11 protein-coding genes are annotated in these 15156 nt (G+C 62.5%); 8 read left to right on the top strand and 3 right to left on the bottom strand.

The window, feature by feature from the left end:
* Positions 1–27 precede the first annotated feature (27 nt).
* Together KY495_RS12140 and KY495_RS12135 are read left to right on the top strand one after the other, a co-directional pair.
* Positions 28–1146, top strand: coding sequence for a succinylglutamate desuccinylase/aspartoacylase family protein (locus KY495_RS12140; protein ID WP_219883951.1), 1119 nt, complete (start codon positions 28–30; stop codon positions 1144–1146).
* Positions 1147–2532 carry a YfcC family protein gene (locus KY495_RS12135; RefSeq protein WP_219883949.1) on the top strand — a complete coding sequence of 462 codons (1386 nt, stop codon included), beginning with the start codon at positions 1147–1149 and terminating at the stop codon, positions 2530–2532. It abuts the gene before it with no gap.
* 52 nt (positions 2533–2584) lie between these two features.
* Here KY495_RS12135 and KY495_RS12130 read toward each other — a convergent pair whose 3' ends face one another.
* Complete coding sequence (locus KY495_RS12130; protein ID WP_219883947.1) at positions 2585–3019, bottom strand: GNAT family N-acetyltransferase; 435 nt, start codon at positions 3017–3019, stop codon at positions 2585–2587.
* Between the two features lie 81 nt (positions 3020–3100).
* Positions 3101–3709, bottom strand: coding sequence for a hypothetical protein (locus tag KY495_RS12125; protein WP_229518590.1), 609 nt, complete (start codon positions 3707–3709; stop codon positions 3101–3103).
* A 95-nt stretch (positions 3710–3804) separates the two neighbouring features.
* On the opposite strand from KY495_RS12125, the gene argH reads away from it, so the two are divergent.
* From argH to KY495_RS12105, 4 genes are all read left to right on the top strand, one after another.
* Positions 3805–5202, top strand: a complete 1398-nt coding sequence (gene argH, locus KY495_RS12120) for an argininosuccinate lyase (RefSeq protein ID WP_219883946.1) — start codon at positions 3805–3807, stop codon at positions 5200–5202.
* 69 nt (positions 5203–5271) lie between these two features.
* Positions 5272–5844, top strand: a complete 573-nt coding sequence (locus KY495_RS12115) for a TRAP transporter small permease subunit (protein WP_219884224.1) — start codon at positions 5272–5274, stop codon at positions 5842–5844.
* Positions 5845–5853: 9 nt separating this feature from the next.
* Entirely contained in the window at positions 5854–7542 is a 1689-nt protein-coding gene (locus tag KY495_RS12110; RefSeq protein ID WP_219883944.1) for a TRAP transporter large permease subunit, read from the top strand.
* Between the two features lie 14 nt (positions 7543–7556).
* Positions 7557–8795 (top strand): Xaa-Pro peptidase family protein, encoded by a 1239-nt coding sequence (locus KY495_RS12105; RefSeq protein ID WP_219883943.1) that lies wholly within the window; start codon positions 7557–7559, stop codon positions 8793–8795.
* A 27-nt stretch (positions 8796–8822) separates the two neighbouring features.
* Here KY495_RS12105 and KY495_RS12100 read toward each other — a convergent pair whose 3' ends face one another.
* The gene (locus KY495_RS12100; RefSeq protein WP_219883942.1) at positions 8823–9572 is read right to left on the bottom strand and encodes a TenA family transcriptional regulator; all 750 of its coding nucleotides are present in this window, start codon (positions 9570–9572) and stop codon (positions 8823–8825) included.
* Positions 9573–9792: 220 nt separating this feature from the next.
* Between KY495_RS12100 and KY495_RS12095 the strand changes: the two genes are divergently transcribed.
* Positions 9793–12213, top strand: a complete 2421-nt coding sequence (locus KY495_RS12095; RefSeq protein WP_219883940.1) for a bifunctional diguanylate cyclase/phosphodiesterase — start codon at positions 9793–9795, stop codon at positions 12211–12213.
* Between the two features lie 272 nt (positions 12214–12485).
* Complete coding sequence (locus tag KY495_RS12090) at positions 12486–15152, top strand: type VI secretion system Vgr family protein (RefSeq protein ID WP_219883938.1); 2667 nt, start codon at positions 12486–12488, stop codon at positions 15150–15152.
* Positions 15153–15156: the final 4 nt, after the last annotated feature.

Here is a 15156-nt window from a genome sequence, read left to right as displayed (position 1 = left end):
AGTCCATTATTCTTACTTCAATAGCCCATGCAATCACACAACCATCCCATCTCGATACCTGAGCAGAGCATCACCAGCGTGCTCACCAGCTTTCATTACGGCGCGCCCGGCACTGGCAAGAAGGTGTATATCCAGGCCGCGCTGCACGCCGACGAAGTGCCGGGCATGCTGGTGGCGCAGTTCCTGCGCAGCGAGCTGGCGGCGCTGGAAGACGCGGGCAAGATCCGCGGCGAGGTGGTGCTGGTCCCGGCGGCCAATCCGATCGGGCTGGCGCAAGCCATCCATGGCGCACCGTTCGGGCGCTTTGACCTCGCCTCTGGCACCAATTTCAACCGCGCCTACAAGCATGTGGCGGCAGACCTGATCGTTTCGCTCGAAGGCAAGCTCACTGGCGATGCGGCGCACAACGTGGCGCTGATCCGCGAACACGCGCGCGCCTCGGTGGCTAACTGGCATCCGCGCAACGACACCGAAGCACTCAAGAAAACCCTGCTCGGCCTGGCCATTGACGCCGACATCGTGCTCGACCTGCATTGCGATAACGAGGCGGCCATTCACATCTACGCCGGCACGCCGCTGGCGCAGGCGGCCATGCCACTGTCGTCCTACCTGGGGTCGCGCGCGCTGCTGCTGGCGCTGGAGGCGGGCGAAGAGCCGTTTGACGAAGCCTGCAGCCGCTTGTGGTGGGACCTGCCGGCCCACTTCGGGCCGCACTATCCGATTCCGCCTGCCTGCATGGCGGTGACGGTGGAGCTGCGCGGCGAGATGGATGTCAATTACGATTTCGCAAAGCGCGACGCGCGCGCCCTGCTCAACTACCTGGCGCACGAAGGCGTGCTCGATATCACGCCCGATCCAATGCCCGCGCCCCTGTGCCAGCCCACGCCCCTCGAAGGCGTGGAGCCGATCTCGGCCCCGCACAGCGGCGTGCTCGTATTTTTGCGCGAGCTGGGCGACGAAGTGAAGGCGGGCGACGCCATTGCCGACCTGATCGAACCTGTCAACGGCAAGACCACCACCCTGCGCGCCCAGGTCGATGGCGTGTTCTTCGCCCGCACCGCGCATCGCCACCTGCTGCGCGGGATGGCCGTTTGCAAAATCGCGGGGCCTGTGGCCTACCGCGCCGGAAACCTCCTGAGCGACTAAATGAAACTACGACTCCCCAACACCTTCGTCCTGCTGTTCCTGATCCTGGCCATGATCGCGGCCGCCACCTGGGTGGTGCCGGGCGGGCAGTACAACATGGTCACCATCGATGGCAAGGCGCGCATCGATCCCAATTCCTTCCATTACGTGGCGAGCAACCCGCAAGGCTTCGTGGCGCTGATGATGGCGCCTATCAAGGGCTTTGTGGAGGCGGCCCAGATCATCGGCTTCGTGCTCATTGTCGGCGGCGCCTTTGCGGTCTTGCAGCGCACCGAGGCGATCGACTCCATGATCAAGAGCGTGGCACGGGCGCACACCCATTCGGCCTTTGTGCGCGCGGCGATCATCCCTGTGTTCGTGACCATGTTCTCGCTTGGCGGGGCCACATTCGGCATGAGCGAGGAAGCCATTCCCTTCATCCTCATCTTCGTGCCGCTCGCCCTGGCGCTGGGGTACGACTCGATTGTGGGCGTGTCGATTCCCTTCGTCGGCTCGCAGGTGGGCTTTGCCGCCGCCTTTCTCAACCCCTTCAATGTCGGCGTGGCGCAAGGCATCGCCGGGGTGGAAGTGTTTTCCGGGATGGGCTACCGCATCGTGTGCTGGGCGGTGGCCACGGCCATCACGGTGGGATTTTTGATGTGGTATGCGGCGCGCGTGAAGGCCAATCCCACGCTCAGTCCCACCTATGCGCTGGACCAGGAAAAGCGCAAGGAGAACGTGGTCGGTTTTGACGGCTTTACCGGCATGACCCGCACCCACGGCGCGGTGCTGATGATCTTTTTGGGCTTCATGCTGGCGATGGTGGTGGGCGTGGTCAAGTACGAGTGGTACATCAACGAAATCGCAGCGCTGTTCCTGGTCATGGCCATTGCCGTCGGCGTGGTCGGGCGCCTCAACACCGACGAATTCGTGGCCGCCTTTATCCAGGGCGCGCGCGACCTGGTGACCACGGCGCTGGTCATCGCGCTGGCACGCGGCACCATGATCCTGGCGCGCGACGCCCACATCATCGACACCATGCTGCATTCGCTGATGCCGCTGGTGCAGTCATCGAGCCCCGTGTTCGCGGCGCAGAAAATGTTTGCGATCCAGTCGGTGATTAACTTCTTCATCCATTCCGGTACCGGCCAGGCAGCGCTGACCATGCCCATCATGGCGCCACTGGCGGACCTGGTGGGCGTGACACGCCAGACCGCCATCCTGGCATTTCAGTTCGGGGAGCTGACCACGCCCATGATTCCCACGTCCGGCATCACGGTCGGCGTGCTGGCGCTGGCGCGCATTCCATGGATTACCTGGGCCAAGTGGATGATTCCGCTGCAGCTCATGTACCTGGTGATGGCAATGGTGCTGCTGGTGCCGCCGAGCCTGACAGGCTGGCAGTAAGGAAGGCGGGGGCTGGCCGGCTGGCCAGCCTTGCTGCAGAGGGCCGGAAGAACTAGCTGACGTACATATTGGGGAAGAAGCGCTCCATCAGCGTTTCCGGGCGCTGGGGCGCGGTGAAGCCGAATTTTTCATACAGGCCGTGGGCGTCGCCGGTGGCCAGCATGAAGCGGCGCAAGGTCTTGAGGCTGGGATGGGCCATCACGGCTTTCATTATCTCCAGGCTGTAGCCGCGGCCACGGTATTCGGGAATGACGAACATGTCGACCAGGTTGCCGAAGGTGGCGTAGTCGGTGATCACGCGCGCGAAAGCGACCTGACGCCCGTCGACATAGCCACCGAAACACAGGGAATTTTCAATCGCCCGGTCCACTACCGCGCGTGAAATGCCTACCGCCCAGGTCGATTGCTCGCTGAGGAATCGGTAGATGAGCGGAACGTCGAGCTCGGTCCGGTCGGTACTGATCTGGAGGTTGGACGGGTTGGCCATGGCGTTTTTTCAAATCCCACGAATAAAAAACAATTTTACCGTCGAACGGGGAAAAATCCGCGTTCCCTTGCGCAATCGTGCCTAGCGGTTCTTGCGGTAGCGCTCAGGCAGGCTCAGCTTATCGTCTTCGGCCCGCCACAGCAGGCTCACAACGTACCAGCGCTGGCCGTCGTGATACAGCTGGATACTGTTGATGCCGCGCATGAAGGGCGTGGCATCGGCCGGTGACCGCCTGGCCTCGTAGGTACTGAATACGTGGACCAGCTGACCGAAGGTATCCGTGCTGCGCGCTACTTCCGATTCAAAGAAGCCGCTCTGGCTGAAGTTCTTGCCGGCCATGACAATATAGTCTTCCACCGTCATGGCGCGCAGGCCAAAGCCGCCTGCGGCGCGGGCACCGATGGCCCCCATCCTGCCGTCCGCGGCAAACAGGGAGCGCAAGCGATCCCAGTCGCGCCCGCCGGCTGGGCCGGATACGACGTCGTACAGGGCCTTGACGATGGCATCGACCGAGGCGACATCGACCGCACGGGCAGCGGGGCGCGCCGCCGGGGGAGGTGCCAAGGCAGCGCCCGCCGGCTGAACTGCTGGCCTTGCCCCAGACATCCCCTGTTCCTGGGCCAGCGCCGCGCCCTGCACGCCAGTTGCCAGGAAAACCGTTGCCAGTGCCAGCTTTGCTGTCCGCTTCATCCATTGCTCCTGAAAAGAGGTCGACATTGCGCCTGAGGCAATTGTACGCCTCTCTTCGTCCTTGTTTATAATCAGGTAAATAAAAGGACCCTCCCATGACCTCACAATTTTCCAAGAAGGCCGAAGCCTGGTCGGCGCGCTTTTCCGAACCTGTTTCCGACCTCGTCAAACGCTACACCGCCTCCGTCTTTTTCGATAAACGCCTGGCCCTGTTTGATATCCAGGGTTCGCTAGCCCATGCCGAGATGCTGCAGGCGCAAGGGATCATCAGCGCGGCCGACCACGCCGAGATTGAGCGCGGCATGACCCAGATCAGGGGCGAAATCGAAGCCGGCAGCTTTGAATGGCTGCTCGACCTGGAAGACGTGCACCTGAACATTGAAAAACGCCTGACCGAACTGGTGGGCGACGCCGGCAAGCGCCTGCACACGGGCCGCTCGCGCAACGACCAGGTGGCCACCGACATCCGCCTGTACGTGCGCGCCGCCATTGACGACATTACGGGCTTGCTCAATGCCCTGCGCAGCGCCCTGACCGACCTTGCAGACAAGCACGCCGACACCATCCTGCCGGGCTTTACCCACATGCAAGTTGCCCAGCCCATTACCTTTGGCCATCACATGCTGGCCTACGTGGAAATGTTTGGCCGCGACGTGGAACGCATGGCCGACGCCCGCAAGCGCGTGAACCGCCTGCCCCTGGGCGCCGCCGCCCTGGCCGGCACCACATTCCCCATCGACCGCCTGCGCGTGGCCCGCACCCTCGGCTTTGACGATGTTTGCCACAACTCGCTCGATGCAGTGTCAGACCGCGATTTCGCCATTGAGTTCTGCGCCGCGAGCGCATTGATCATGATGCACATTTCGCGCATGTCGGAAGAACTGATCATCTGGATGAGCCCGCGCGTCGGCTTTATCGATATTGCCGACCGATTCTGCACCGGCTCGTCGATCATGCCGCAAAAGAAAAACCCGGACGTACCGGAACTGGCGCGCGGCAAGACCGGCCGCGTGTTCGGCCACCTGAACGGGCTGCTCACACTCATGAAGGGCCAGCCGCTGGCCTACAACAAGGACAACCAGGAAGACAAGGAGCCGCTGTTCGATACTGTCGACACCGTGGTCGACACCCTGCGCATCTTTGCCGACATGGCTACCGGCATCACGGTCAAGCCCGAGGCCATGCGCGCCGCCGCCCTGCAGGGCTATGCCACCGCGACCGACCTGGCCGATTACCTGGTCAAGAAGGGCCTGCCCTTCCGCGACGCCCACGAAGCGGTGGCCCACGCAGTGCGCGCCTGCGATGACGCCCGCTGCGACCTGTCGGAAATGTCGCTGGAACGCCTGCGCGAGTTTTCGCCGCTCATTGACGACGATGTGTTTGCCGTCCTGACGCTCGAAGGCTCGGTGGCCGCGCGCGACCATGTCGGCGGCACCGCGCCCAGGCAGGTGCGCGCCGCCATTGCCCGCGTGCGGGGGCAGCTGGCAGAATAGATCCGTGTAGCGACAGACGCCGGCAGGCGTGAAGGCCACAATAATAATGGAGACTCCTGCATCATGTTCATGTCACTTTCACGCCTGATTGACAGCGTCAACGAGAAAATCGCGGGCCTGGTCAGTTGGGCGCTGCTGGCTGCCGTCATCATCTGCGCCGGCAATGCCATTGTCCGCTACCTATTGAACTACAGCTCGAACGCCTGGCTTGAAATCCAGTGGTATCTGTTCGGCGCCGTATTCCTGCTCGCTGCCGCCCACACTCTGCGGCGCGATGAACATGTGCGGGTCGATGTGATCGTGGGCCGCTTTTCAAAACGCACCCAGGTCTGGATCGACCTGTTTGGCTTTCTGCTTTTCCTGCTTCCGGTCTGCGGCCTCATTCTCTGGTACGCCATCCCGTTCGCGCAGCTGTCCATCACCAGTGCCGAAATGTCGAGCAACGCCGGGGGCCTGATCGTGTGGCCGGCCAAGCTGCTGGTGCCAATCGGCTTTGCCCTACTGATCCTGCAGGGCATTTCCGAGATCATCAAGCGCGTGGCCTATCTCACGGGCCGCAGCGACGGGCGCGAGTTTGCGAAGCAGGTCGCCACGCCCCAGGATGACATTGCCGCCATCAAGTCTGCCAACCACCTCGACTGAGTACAGCTCATGGAAGAATTCCTCATTGCGAACATGGCGCCGATCATGTTCGGCGCCCTTGTTGTATTTTTGCTGTCGGGCTTTCCGGTAGCGTTTTCGCTGGCTGCCAACGGCTTGTTCTTCGGGCTGGTGGGCATCGAACTGGGCCTGCTCAAGCCCGAACTGCTGCAGGCGCTGCCGAACCGGATCTACGGCATCATGGCCACCGAAACGCTGCTGGCCATCCCCTTCTTTACCTTCATGGGGCTGATCCTGGAAAGGTCGGGGATGGCGGAGGACCTGCTCGACACCATTGGCCAGCTGTTCGGCCCCATTCGCGGCGGCCTGGCCTACGCGGTGATCTTCGTCGGCGCCCTGCTGGCCGCGACCACCGGCGTGGTGGCGGCATCGGTGATCTCGATGGGTCTCATTTCCCTGCCGGTGATGCTGCGCTACGGCTACGACAAGCGCATATCATCCGGGGTGATTGCCGCTTCCGGCACCCTGGCGCAGATCATTCCGCCGTCGCTGGTGCTGATCATCATGGCCGAACAGCTGGGCCGCTCGGTAGGCGATATGTACCGCGCCGCCTTTGTGCCGGGCCTGCTGCTCACGGCCATGTATGCCGGCTACGTGATGGCGCTGTCACTGTTCAAACCCAGGTCCATGCCGGCCCTGCCGATGGAGGCGCGCAACCTGCGCCAGCCCAATGGCGACAGCGGCGTCCTGTCGCTGCTGGCCCTGGTGGCTGGTGCCGGCGTCATTGGCTACGTGCTGGGCCAGGCGTGGCACGCCTACCGGCCGGACCTGGGCCCGGACCAGCTGTTCGTCTACAGCGCCACCTTCGGCGTGGCGGCCGCCTTCCTGATCGCGCTGGCCAACCGCCACCTCAAGCTCAAGCTGCTCTCGATCATGGCCGAACGCGTGATTTTCGTGCTGGCGCCGCCGCTGGCCCTGATCTTCCTCGTGCTCGGCACCATTTTTGTCGGCATGGCCACGCCGACCGAAGGCGGTGGCATGGGCGCCGTGGGCGCGGTACTGGTGGCCATGCTGAACCGGCGCCTGTCGTGGGACCTGCTCAAGCAGGCCATGAATTCCACCACGCGCCTGTCGGCCTTTGTGATGTTCATCCTGGTCGGCTCCACCGTGTTCGCGCTGGTGTTTCGCGCCGTGAACGGCGACCTGTGGGTCGAGCACCTGCTCACGGGACTGCCGGGCGGCGTGATCGGCTTTCTAATCGTGGTCAACATCATGTTCTTCCTGCTGGCCTTCTTCCTCGACTTCTTCGAGCTGGCCTTTATCCTGGTGCCGCTGGTCGGCCCGGTGGCGGAAAAGCTGGGCATTGACCTGATCTGGTTCGGCATCCTGCTGGGCGTGAACATGCAGACTTCATTCATGCATCCGCCGTTCGGCTTTGCTTTGTTTTATTTGCGCTCGGTGGCGCCGAAAGAGGTCAAGACCTCCGATATCTATTGGGGTGCAATACCGTTTGTGGTCATCCAGCTCATCATGGTTGCCCTGATCATCAAGTTCCCGCAAATCGTGCCCGTGCCGGTCAAGACCGACATGAACGAAAAGCTCGAGCTCAAGATCGATGTACCGGCCATGGAAGAAGAGCCACTGCAGCTGCCGCAGGACGACGGCAGCCAGTCCGATGCCACGCCGGAGCTGCAGTTTTCCACCGACAGCGATGGCGAGACCCCACCCGACAAGCATTGACAGGAAAGTACAGCATGAGCATTGGCGGCAAGACGATGGACGAGGCGCTGGCCGGCCTGTCCGACATGACGGCAGGCATGAACGCCATCGGCAAGGATGAACACCTGCAGCGCATTGCGCGCGCCCAGGGCTTCATGCGCGAACACGGCATCGCCGCCATTTACCTCAATGCCGGCACCAACATGACCTATTTCACGGGCACCAAATGGTATGCCAGCGAGCGCATGGTCGGGGCCATTCTGCCTGCCACGGGGGCACTGGAATACATCGCGCCCGCTTTTGAGGAAGCGACCATTCTCGACTTTATGCTGGTGCAGGGCCCCGTCAACTGCTGGGAAGAGCATGAAAGCCCCTACCAGCTGTTCGTGGATATACTGGGCAAGATGGGCATTGCGCCCGATGCCGGCGCGCCGCCGCGCATCGGCATTTGCGAGAGCGCCGCCTTTTTCATCGCCGACGGCATCGGCGCGCTTGCCGCCGGCTATGCGCTGGAAAACGCAAAGAGCGTCACCGCCCACTGCCGCTCGCGCAAGTCAGGCGCCGAGATCGCGCTGATGCAGCGCGTGAAGGACATGACGCTGGAAGTGCACAAGGCCACAGCCAGCATCCTGTACGAAGGCATCACCACGGTGGAGGTGGCGGACTTCATTGCACGGGCGCACCGCAAGGTGGGGGCGCCCGGCTCCTACTTTTGCATCGTGCTGTTTGGCGAGGCGACCGCGTATCCGCACGGGGTCAGCTATGTGCAGACGCTCAGGCAAGGCGACGTTGTGCTGATCGATACCGGTTGCCAGGTCAAGGGCTACATTTCGGACATTACCCGCACCTATGTGTTTGGCGACATCACCGAGCGCCAGCGCTTTGTGTGGAACGCCGAGAAGCAGGCGCAGCTGGCGGCATTCGAGGCGGCCCGGCTGGGCGTGCCGTGCCGGGACGTTGACGCCGCAGCGCGCGCATCGCTGCAAGCACAAGGCTTTGGACCCGGCTACAAGCTGCCTGGCCTGCCGCACCGCACGGGCCACGGCATTGGCATGGATATCCACGAGTGGCCCTACCTGGTGGGCAGTGACAGTACGCCGCTGGACGTGGGCATGTGCTTTTCCAATGAACCGATGATCTGCATCCCGGGCGAATTCGGCATGCGCCACGAAGACCACTTCTATATGACCGAGGACGGGCCCAGATGGTTCACCGAGCCGGCCCACAGCATCGATGATCCGTTTGGCCAGCGTGGCGGGGCGAACCTTGCCTGATCGGGTATTGGCCCCGCCAGCGCCGGATCATGTGGTGGCCAGGCAATGGTCTAGTGACAAGGCCATGTAGCGGTAACTATTCGAGATGCACCGGCCCAGCATCTCCACGTAGGTAGGTTCGGCCCGCCTGCCGATGAGGGAACAGACAATCTCGAGCGCTTCCCACGGATGGGTGTCGTCATAGTGGGCATGCATCCGGAGCCAGCGCATGCCCTTCGCGCGCGAGGCGGCCGGCAGCGAGTTTTCATAGATGTCCGAGGCGCATACCACGTTCGACCATTCGCCGGTCGCGCCCTCGATGGCCAGATTGGTCGCCGCCATGCTGGTGGCCAGCGAATCGCGCTCGCAACTGTGCCAGCACCAGTAATTGAGCGCCTGGCTTTCGACCGGCACTTCCCCATGGAACAGGTCGTGCTGGCTCACGCCGCTTGCTTCGGCCCAACCGACCCAGTGGTCGGCATGGTTTTGTTCGACCCGGATATTTTTCATCAGGTAGCGGCGGGCCATGTTTTCCGCCGCCGAGCGGCCGTACTTGATCTTGCACAGGTTGACGGCCATGTATTGCGGAAATTGTTCAATGACGGGCCAACCGCCCACGAAGAAGCGGTACGCTGCCTGGCTCGGTAGCTCGCCTTCGCGCATCATGGCGAACAATTCGTGCGAGACAACTTTATCTTTTGGCCGCTGGGCCGCCAACATCATGTCCTGCGCCCAATCCGGATAGCTGTCCAGCTGCATCAGCGGCCCTGTGCGCGTAAAGTCATTCTCGGCTTTCATGGTGGTTTTATCCTGTGCTCACGTTCTGTTGGACCGGATTAGACTGCCATCCATTCGTGCAGTTCCGTGCCCAGCCCGGTTGCGCCTGGCTTTTTTTATTCATGCGCTGACTGGCCGCAGCAGGCATCTGCGCAGGCGCAATTTGCGGAACATCCGTGGTCCAGGCATGTCTACCTAATCCTTACTACTGCGTTCGCGATCCGCGGACACTGGGGCCCGCATGTCCGACAAGCAGGATTACCCGGCCAGTTTCTGCATTGCCCCGGGTGGCAGAATCGTCACCTGGAATGCAGCCTGCCAGACAATCCTCGGCCATACCGCAGATGCAGTCGTCGGCAAGGCCTTCAGTGCGCTGCTGGCGCCGGCATTGCAGCAGCGCCAGCCGGACCTGCTTGCCGCCGCCCGTCTGGCGCCACAGCGCGTCCAGGGCGAGCTGGTGCGCGCAGACGGCACCCGGGTCCTGGTGTACCTGGACCTGATCCCCCAATGGAAGGCCGGAGGAAGGCTGTCGAGTATTAACGCCATTGCCCGTCCCGCCTGCGCGCCGGTGCACACCCACAACGAACACGAGCTGCTGGCCTGCACCCACCTGATTGACGTGGTCAATATGCTGCCCGGGACCTTCTACGTTCTGAATACGGAAGGCCGCCTGGTGCTGTGGAACCAGTGGGTGGAAAAGGTCACCCAGCATCCGTACGAGGAAATCGCGGCCATGTACGCCACCGACATGTTCAAGCCGGGCGAGCGCGACAAGGTCGCCGCCGCCATCGGCCAGGTATTCGAACGCGATGGCCTGGTGGTGGTGGAAGCTGACCTGCTGGCCCGCGACGGCAGCGCCACGCCGTTTCTGTTTACCGGCTCGCGCTTTACGGTACAAGGCAAACCCTACCTGTGCGGCATGGGCCTGGATATTTCAGCGCGGCGCGAGCAGGAAGAGCAGCTGCGCCTGCGCGAACGGGCGCTTCATGCCAGCAGCAATGGCATTTTCATCGTGCGCATCAATGAGCTGTCCAACACCATCGTGTATGTCAACCCGGCGTTCGAACGCATCACCGGTTACCGCTCCGACGAGGTCATCAGCCGCGACTCCGAACACATGTGCGATTTCCTCGGCATCCCCGGCGTCGATGACGAGGCCCACGGGCTGGTGCGCGTCGGCCTGCACGAGCGGCGCGAAACGCGGGTCACTTTTCGCAACCAGCGCAAGGACGGCGGCATCTTCTGGAACGAGCTCACCGTGGCACCGGTGCGCAACGAAAAGGGTGAGGCCACGCATTTCATCGGGGTCATCAATGACGTGACGGAGTCCAAGCAGCGCACCACCCGGCTTGAGCATGAAATCAATCATGACGTGCTGACCGGCCTGGCCAACCGCAACCTGCTGTGGGACCGGCTCGAGCAAGCCCTGTTCATGGCGCAGCGCAACAAGAGCCTGGTGGCAGTGATCCTTGTCGACCTCGACAACTTCAAGATCATCAACGATACCTGGGGCCATGATGCCGGCGACCAGGTGCTCAAGGTGCTCGCGCGCAAGATGCTCGGCTCCGTGCGCGACAGCGATACCGTGGCCCGCCTTGGCGGCGACGAATTCGTCCTCGTGCTGGTCAACCAGCCTTCCCTGCGCTATACCCTGCGCATGATTTCGCGGCTGCGGCACAACATGGACACGGCCGTCAGTGTCGACGGCAAGGATATTCCCGTCCAGTCAAGCATGGGCGTGAGCGTGTTTCCCCACGACGGGCAGAATGTTGCCGAACTCATGCGCGCGGCCGATACCGCCATGTACCACGCCAAGCTTGGCGGGCGCAATGATGTGCAGTTCTTTTCTGCCGACATGAAGGCGGCGACGGATGCCAAGCTCAAGCTGGAAAACATGATGCGGCATGCCGTGGAAAGGGATGAAATGTTCCTGCTGTTCCAGCCCAAGCTGTCGCTGGCGACCGGACGCATTGTCGGGGCCGAGGTGCTGCTGCGCTGGCGCCACCCCGAGCAGGGCGTCCTGCTGCCGTCGGCCTTTCTGCTGGAAGCGGAGGAAAGCGGTCAGATTGTCCATTTCGGCGAATGGGTCTTCGGCCAGGTCTGCGACACCCTGCAGCGCATGAAGCAGCTGGGCTTTGCCGACCTGGTCCTGTCAATGAACGTGTCGTTTCGCGAACTGAGCCAGCGCGGCTACCTCTCGCTGCTGGCCGAGCGCCTGGGCAGTTCCGATCTTTCCCCCGCCAGTTTCGAGCTGGAGATTACCGAGGCGAGCCTGCTGCGCAATGCCGAACTGACCCAGGCCATCTTCGACGATATCGCCAGGCTGGGCATCAAGCTCACGATTGATGAATTCGGTGCCGGCGTGTCCAGCCTCAAGAACCTGCACATGCTGCCGGTGACGAACCTCAAGATCTTCAAGTCGTACGTCGGCCGCATCAACAGCGACAATGTGAGCGATATGATGGCCAAGACGATCATCGGCATCGGGCACCTGATGAACATGGGGGTCATCGGCGAAGGGGTGGAGACGCTCGAGCAGCGCGACTTTCTCATACAGCATGGCTGCGACCAGGCCCAGGGCAATTTCTTCAGCCACCCGGTAACCCTGCCGGTGTTCGAACAGCTCCTGGCCGACAGCACGGCGAATGCCTGGCCGGTCTGACGGCCCCGGGGCAGGCCTGCCCGAGCGCGACATGGCAAACGGCCGGGCGCGCGAGCGCTGACCCGGGGCAGCGCTCGGCTGTTTGGCCGCGCTCACAGCCGAGCGCACTCCCTTGCCACCTGCCAGCGATGGAATCGGGCGTGTTCATTATCCCGTGATAATATGCGCAAATTTTGTAAATGCCTAATGTTGTCAAAACGACTCAACAGGCATTAAATGCCGCCGGCGCACGCCCGGCAGCGAGCGTGATTTTCACCTGCAGGAGCCACCGTATGTCGCTTGAAACTCCAGAAAACAAGACCGGCTTGCCAGCCGAGAACGGCGCACCCGCGCCTGATGTACAGCAGGCGGTGGCACTTGCCGGCACCGCCGCCACCCTGGCGGGCGCCGATCCCGCACTGGTTCAGGCGGGATCGCTTGCTGCCAACGCAGGCCTGGGCCGCGCGCCTGCGGCTGGCCTGGGCACCCTGGGCTCACTGGGCGGCCTGGCCGGTCCCGGCACGGGCCAGGGCATGCAGCTTGCCGGACAGGCGCCGACGCTGGCCACGGAGAGCAAGACGCAGCGGGCCGAAGCCCCCCGCGCCAGCGCGGCCGCGGCGGAAAAGAAGCCTGCGCTGGCAGCGGTGGCGGCACAAGCGCCGGCAATCGCGCAGAAACTGATTCTCGAAGAGCACCCGCTGGCCGGCCAGGCCGTGAAGGATTTCGCCACGGCCGACGCGCCTTTCGTGCCCGCGCCGATCGATCCCGCCAATACCCCCCTGCCAGACATGCTACTGGCCGAATTCACGGAAGGCAGCCGCCTGCTACGGTTTTATTCTCCCCTGCCGCAGGGCAAAAGCCTGCTGATCGAATCGCTGACTGGCCACGCTGCCATGTCCGAGCCGTTTTCGTTCCAGCTTTCGCTCATGTCCCAAAACGCGTCCATCGACCTGAAGGACATGATGGGCAAGAACGTCGCGGTCAGCGTGCAGCAGGCCGATGGCAGCGAGCACTTCATCAACGGCTACGTGAATTCGTTTGCCGCCACCCGCTCGGACGGCGGCTTCGCCTTCTACCATGCCGAAGTGGTGCCCTGGACCACCTACCTCAAACGCCGCGTGAACTCGCGCATTTTCCAGGACATGACGGTGTTCGACGTGCTCGACACGATTTATGCCGGCGACTATGGCGGCCTGGCGCGCTACGAATACCGCACCAGCCGCAAGTACAAGCCCGAGAACTACATCGTCCAGTACGACGAATCGGACGAGAATTTCACCAGCCGGCTGATGGAAAAATATGGCCTGTTCTACTATTTTGAGCATACGGCATCCGGCCACACCATGATCATCAGCGACAACTCCTGCGACGAGACTTTCTGCCCGCCGCAGGCACTGCATGCCGAGGTCCTGTTCAATGCCGGCAACCGCTGGCAGGACCAGGATGGCGTGACATCGCTGGCAGCGGAACGCCACCTGCAGCCCAACAAGCTGGCCATGCACACCTTCGACTTCAAGGCGCCAAGCAGCGTGCAATATGTGGAAATGCCCACCACCGCCAACCAGGGCGAGATCCCGACGATGGAAGTATTTGACGGGAACACCGCCTTCGCCTTCAAGAACCGCGAGGCAGGCAAGGAGGAAGCACGCCTGCGCATGGAAGTGCTGGAGTGGCAGGCCAAGCTGTTTACCGGCACCTCCGACTGCCGCGGCCTGACCGCTGGCCGCAGCATGAAGCTGCTGGAGCACCACTGGTTCGACCCTAGCGACAACAAGGATAACGACTTCCTGATCGTCTCTGTCCAGTACGACGCACGCAACAACTATTTTGACCGCGACGCCAAGGACGTGTACCGCAACAGCTTTACCGCCATTCGCCGCAAGATCCCCTATCGTCCACGCCGTGTACACCCGGCTCCCCGCATGCCCGGCCCCCAGACTGCGACCGTGGTCGGGCCCAAGGGCAGCGAGATCCACACCGACAAATTCGGCCGCATCAAGGTGCATTTCCACTGGGACCGCTATGGCCGCCACGACCAGAGCAGTTCGTGCTGGCTGCGCGTGTCGCAGCCGTGGGCCGGCAAGGGCTGGGGCACGGTGTCGATTCCGCGCGTGGGCCAGGAAGTGATCATCGACTACCTGGAAGGCGATCCCAACCGGCCCCTGTGCACCGGGCGCCTGTTCAATGCAGAACAGCCGGCCCCGTACCCGCTGCCGGGGGGCGCCCACATGATGGGCTTCAAGAGCCGCTCCACGCCCGGCGGCGGGGGCTTCAGCGAAATGGTCATCCACGACAGCAAGGGCGCGGAGCTGATCAACATCCATTCGCAAAAAGACATGGTCACCACCGTGCAGAATACGCAGGCCACGGTGGTCAATGGTCCGCACCAGACCAATACCGTGACGGCGGGCTATCACACCAATACGGTGAACCAGCAGATCGAGATGACGTCGCAGACCGCGCATATCGCCGCTACTGCGCACACGCACATGGCGCTGTCTGCCGTCACTGACTACATGACGCAAACGGCCAAGACCCACATTGCGCTCAAGGCCGAGACCGCGCACATCGAGCAGACGGCCAAGACTTACATTGACCTGACGGCCGAGACGGAACACATCAAGCAGACGGCCAAGACGCATATCGCGCTCAAGTCCGAGACGGCGCACATCAAGCAGACGGCCGAGACACACGTGGCCATCGAGGCGAAGACGGCGCACATCGAACAGAAGGCCAAGGCCCACATTGCGCTCGAATCAACAGACGCCCACATCCACCAGACGGCCAAGGCCAACATCGAGCTCACATCGGCCACCGAGCATATCCACCTGAAGGCCAGCACTGATATCACGCTCGAAGTGGGCTCCAGCAAGATCGTGATGAAGCAGGACGGCACCATCACCATCCAGGGTATCCATATTGACATTATCGGCACCGGCCGCATCGACCTGAATAAATAAAGCA

This window comes from Massilia sp. PAMC28688, from assembly GCF_019443445.1.
Lineage (GTDB): Bacteria > Pseudomonadota > Gammaproteobacteria > Burkholderiales > Burkholderiaceae_D > Telluria_A.
The sequence above is the reverse complement of the archived record's forward strand: the minus strand, read 5'-3'. Positions and strand labels throughout refer to the sequence as shown.

What these genes read in the sequence shown, in the direction of transcription:
- KY495_RS12125 (WP_229518590.1), bottom strand. Translation starts at nt 3,709, where the DNA reads ATGAAGCGGACAGCAAAGCTGGCACTGGCAACGGTTTTCCTGGCAACT.
- KY495_RS12105 (WP_219883943.1), top strand. Translation starts at nt 7,557, where the DNA reads ATGAGCATTGGCGGCAAGACGATGGACGAGGCGCTGGCCGGCCTGTCC.
- argH (WP_219883946.1), top strand. Translation starts at nt 3,805, where the DNA reads ATGACCTCACAATTTTCCAAGAAGGCCGAAGCCTGGTCGGCGCGCTTT.
- KY495_RS12090 (WP_219883938.1), top strand. Translation starts at nt 12,486, where the DNA reads ATGTCGCTTGAAACTCCAGAAAACAAGACCGGCTTGCCAGCCGAGAAC.
- KY495_RS12110 (WP_219883944.1), top strand. Translation starts at nt 5,854, where the DNA reads ATGGAAGAATTCCTCATTGCGAACATGGCGCCGATCATGTTCGGCGCC.
- KY495_RS12115 (WP_219884224.1), top strand. Translation starts at nt 5,272, where the DNA reads ATGTCACTTTCACGCCTGATTGACAGCGTCAACGAGAAAATCGCGGGC.
- KY495_RS12140 (WP_219883951.1), top strand. Translation starts at nt 28, where the DNA reads ATGCAATCACACAACCATCCCATCTCGATACCTGAGCAGAGCATCACC.
- KY495_RS12130 (WP_219883947.1), bottom strand. Translation starts at nt 3,019, where the DNA reads ATGGCCAACCCGTCCAACCTCCAGATCAGTACCGACCGGACCGAGCTC.
- KY495_RS12135 (WP_219883949.1), top strand. Translation starts at nt 1,147, where the DNA reads ATGAAACTACGACTCCCCAACACCTTCGTCCTGCTGTTCCTGATCCTG.
- KY495_RS12100 (WP_219883942.1), bottom strand. Translation starts at nt 9,572, where the DNA reads ATGAAAGCCGAGAATGACTTTACGCGCACAGGGCCGCTGATGCAGCTG.
- KY495_RS12095 (WP_219883940.1), top strand. Translation starts at nt 9,793, where the DNA reads ATGTCCGACAAGCAGGATTACCCGGCCAGTTTCTGCATTGCCCCGGGT.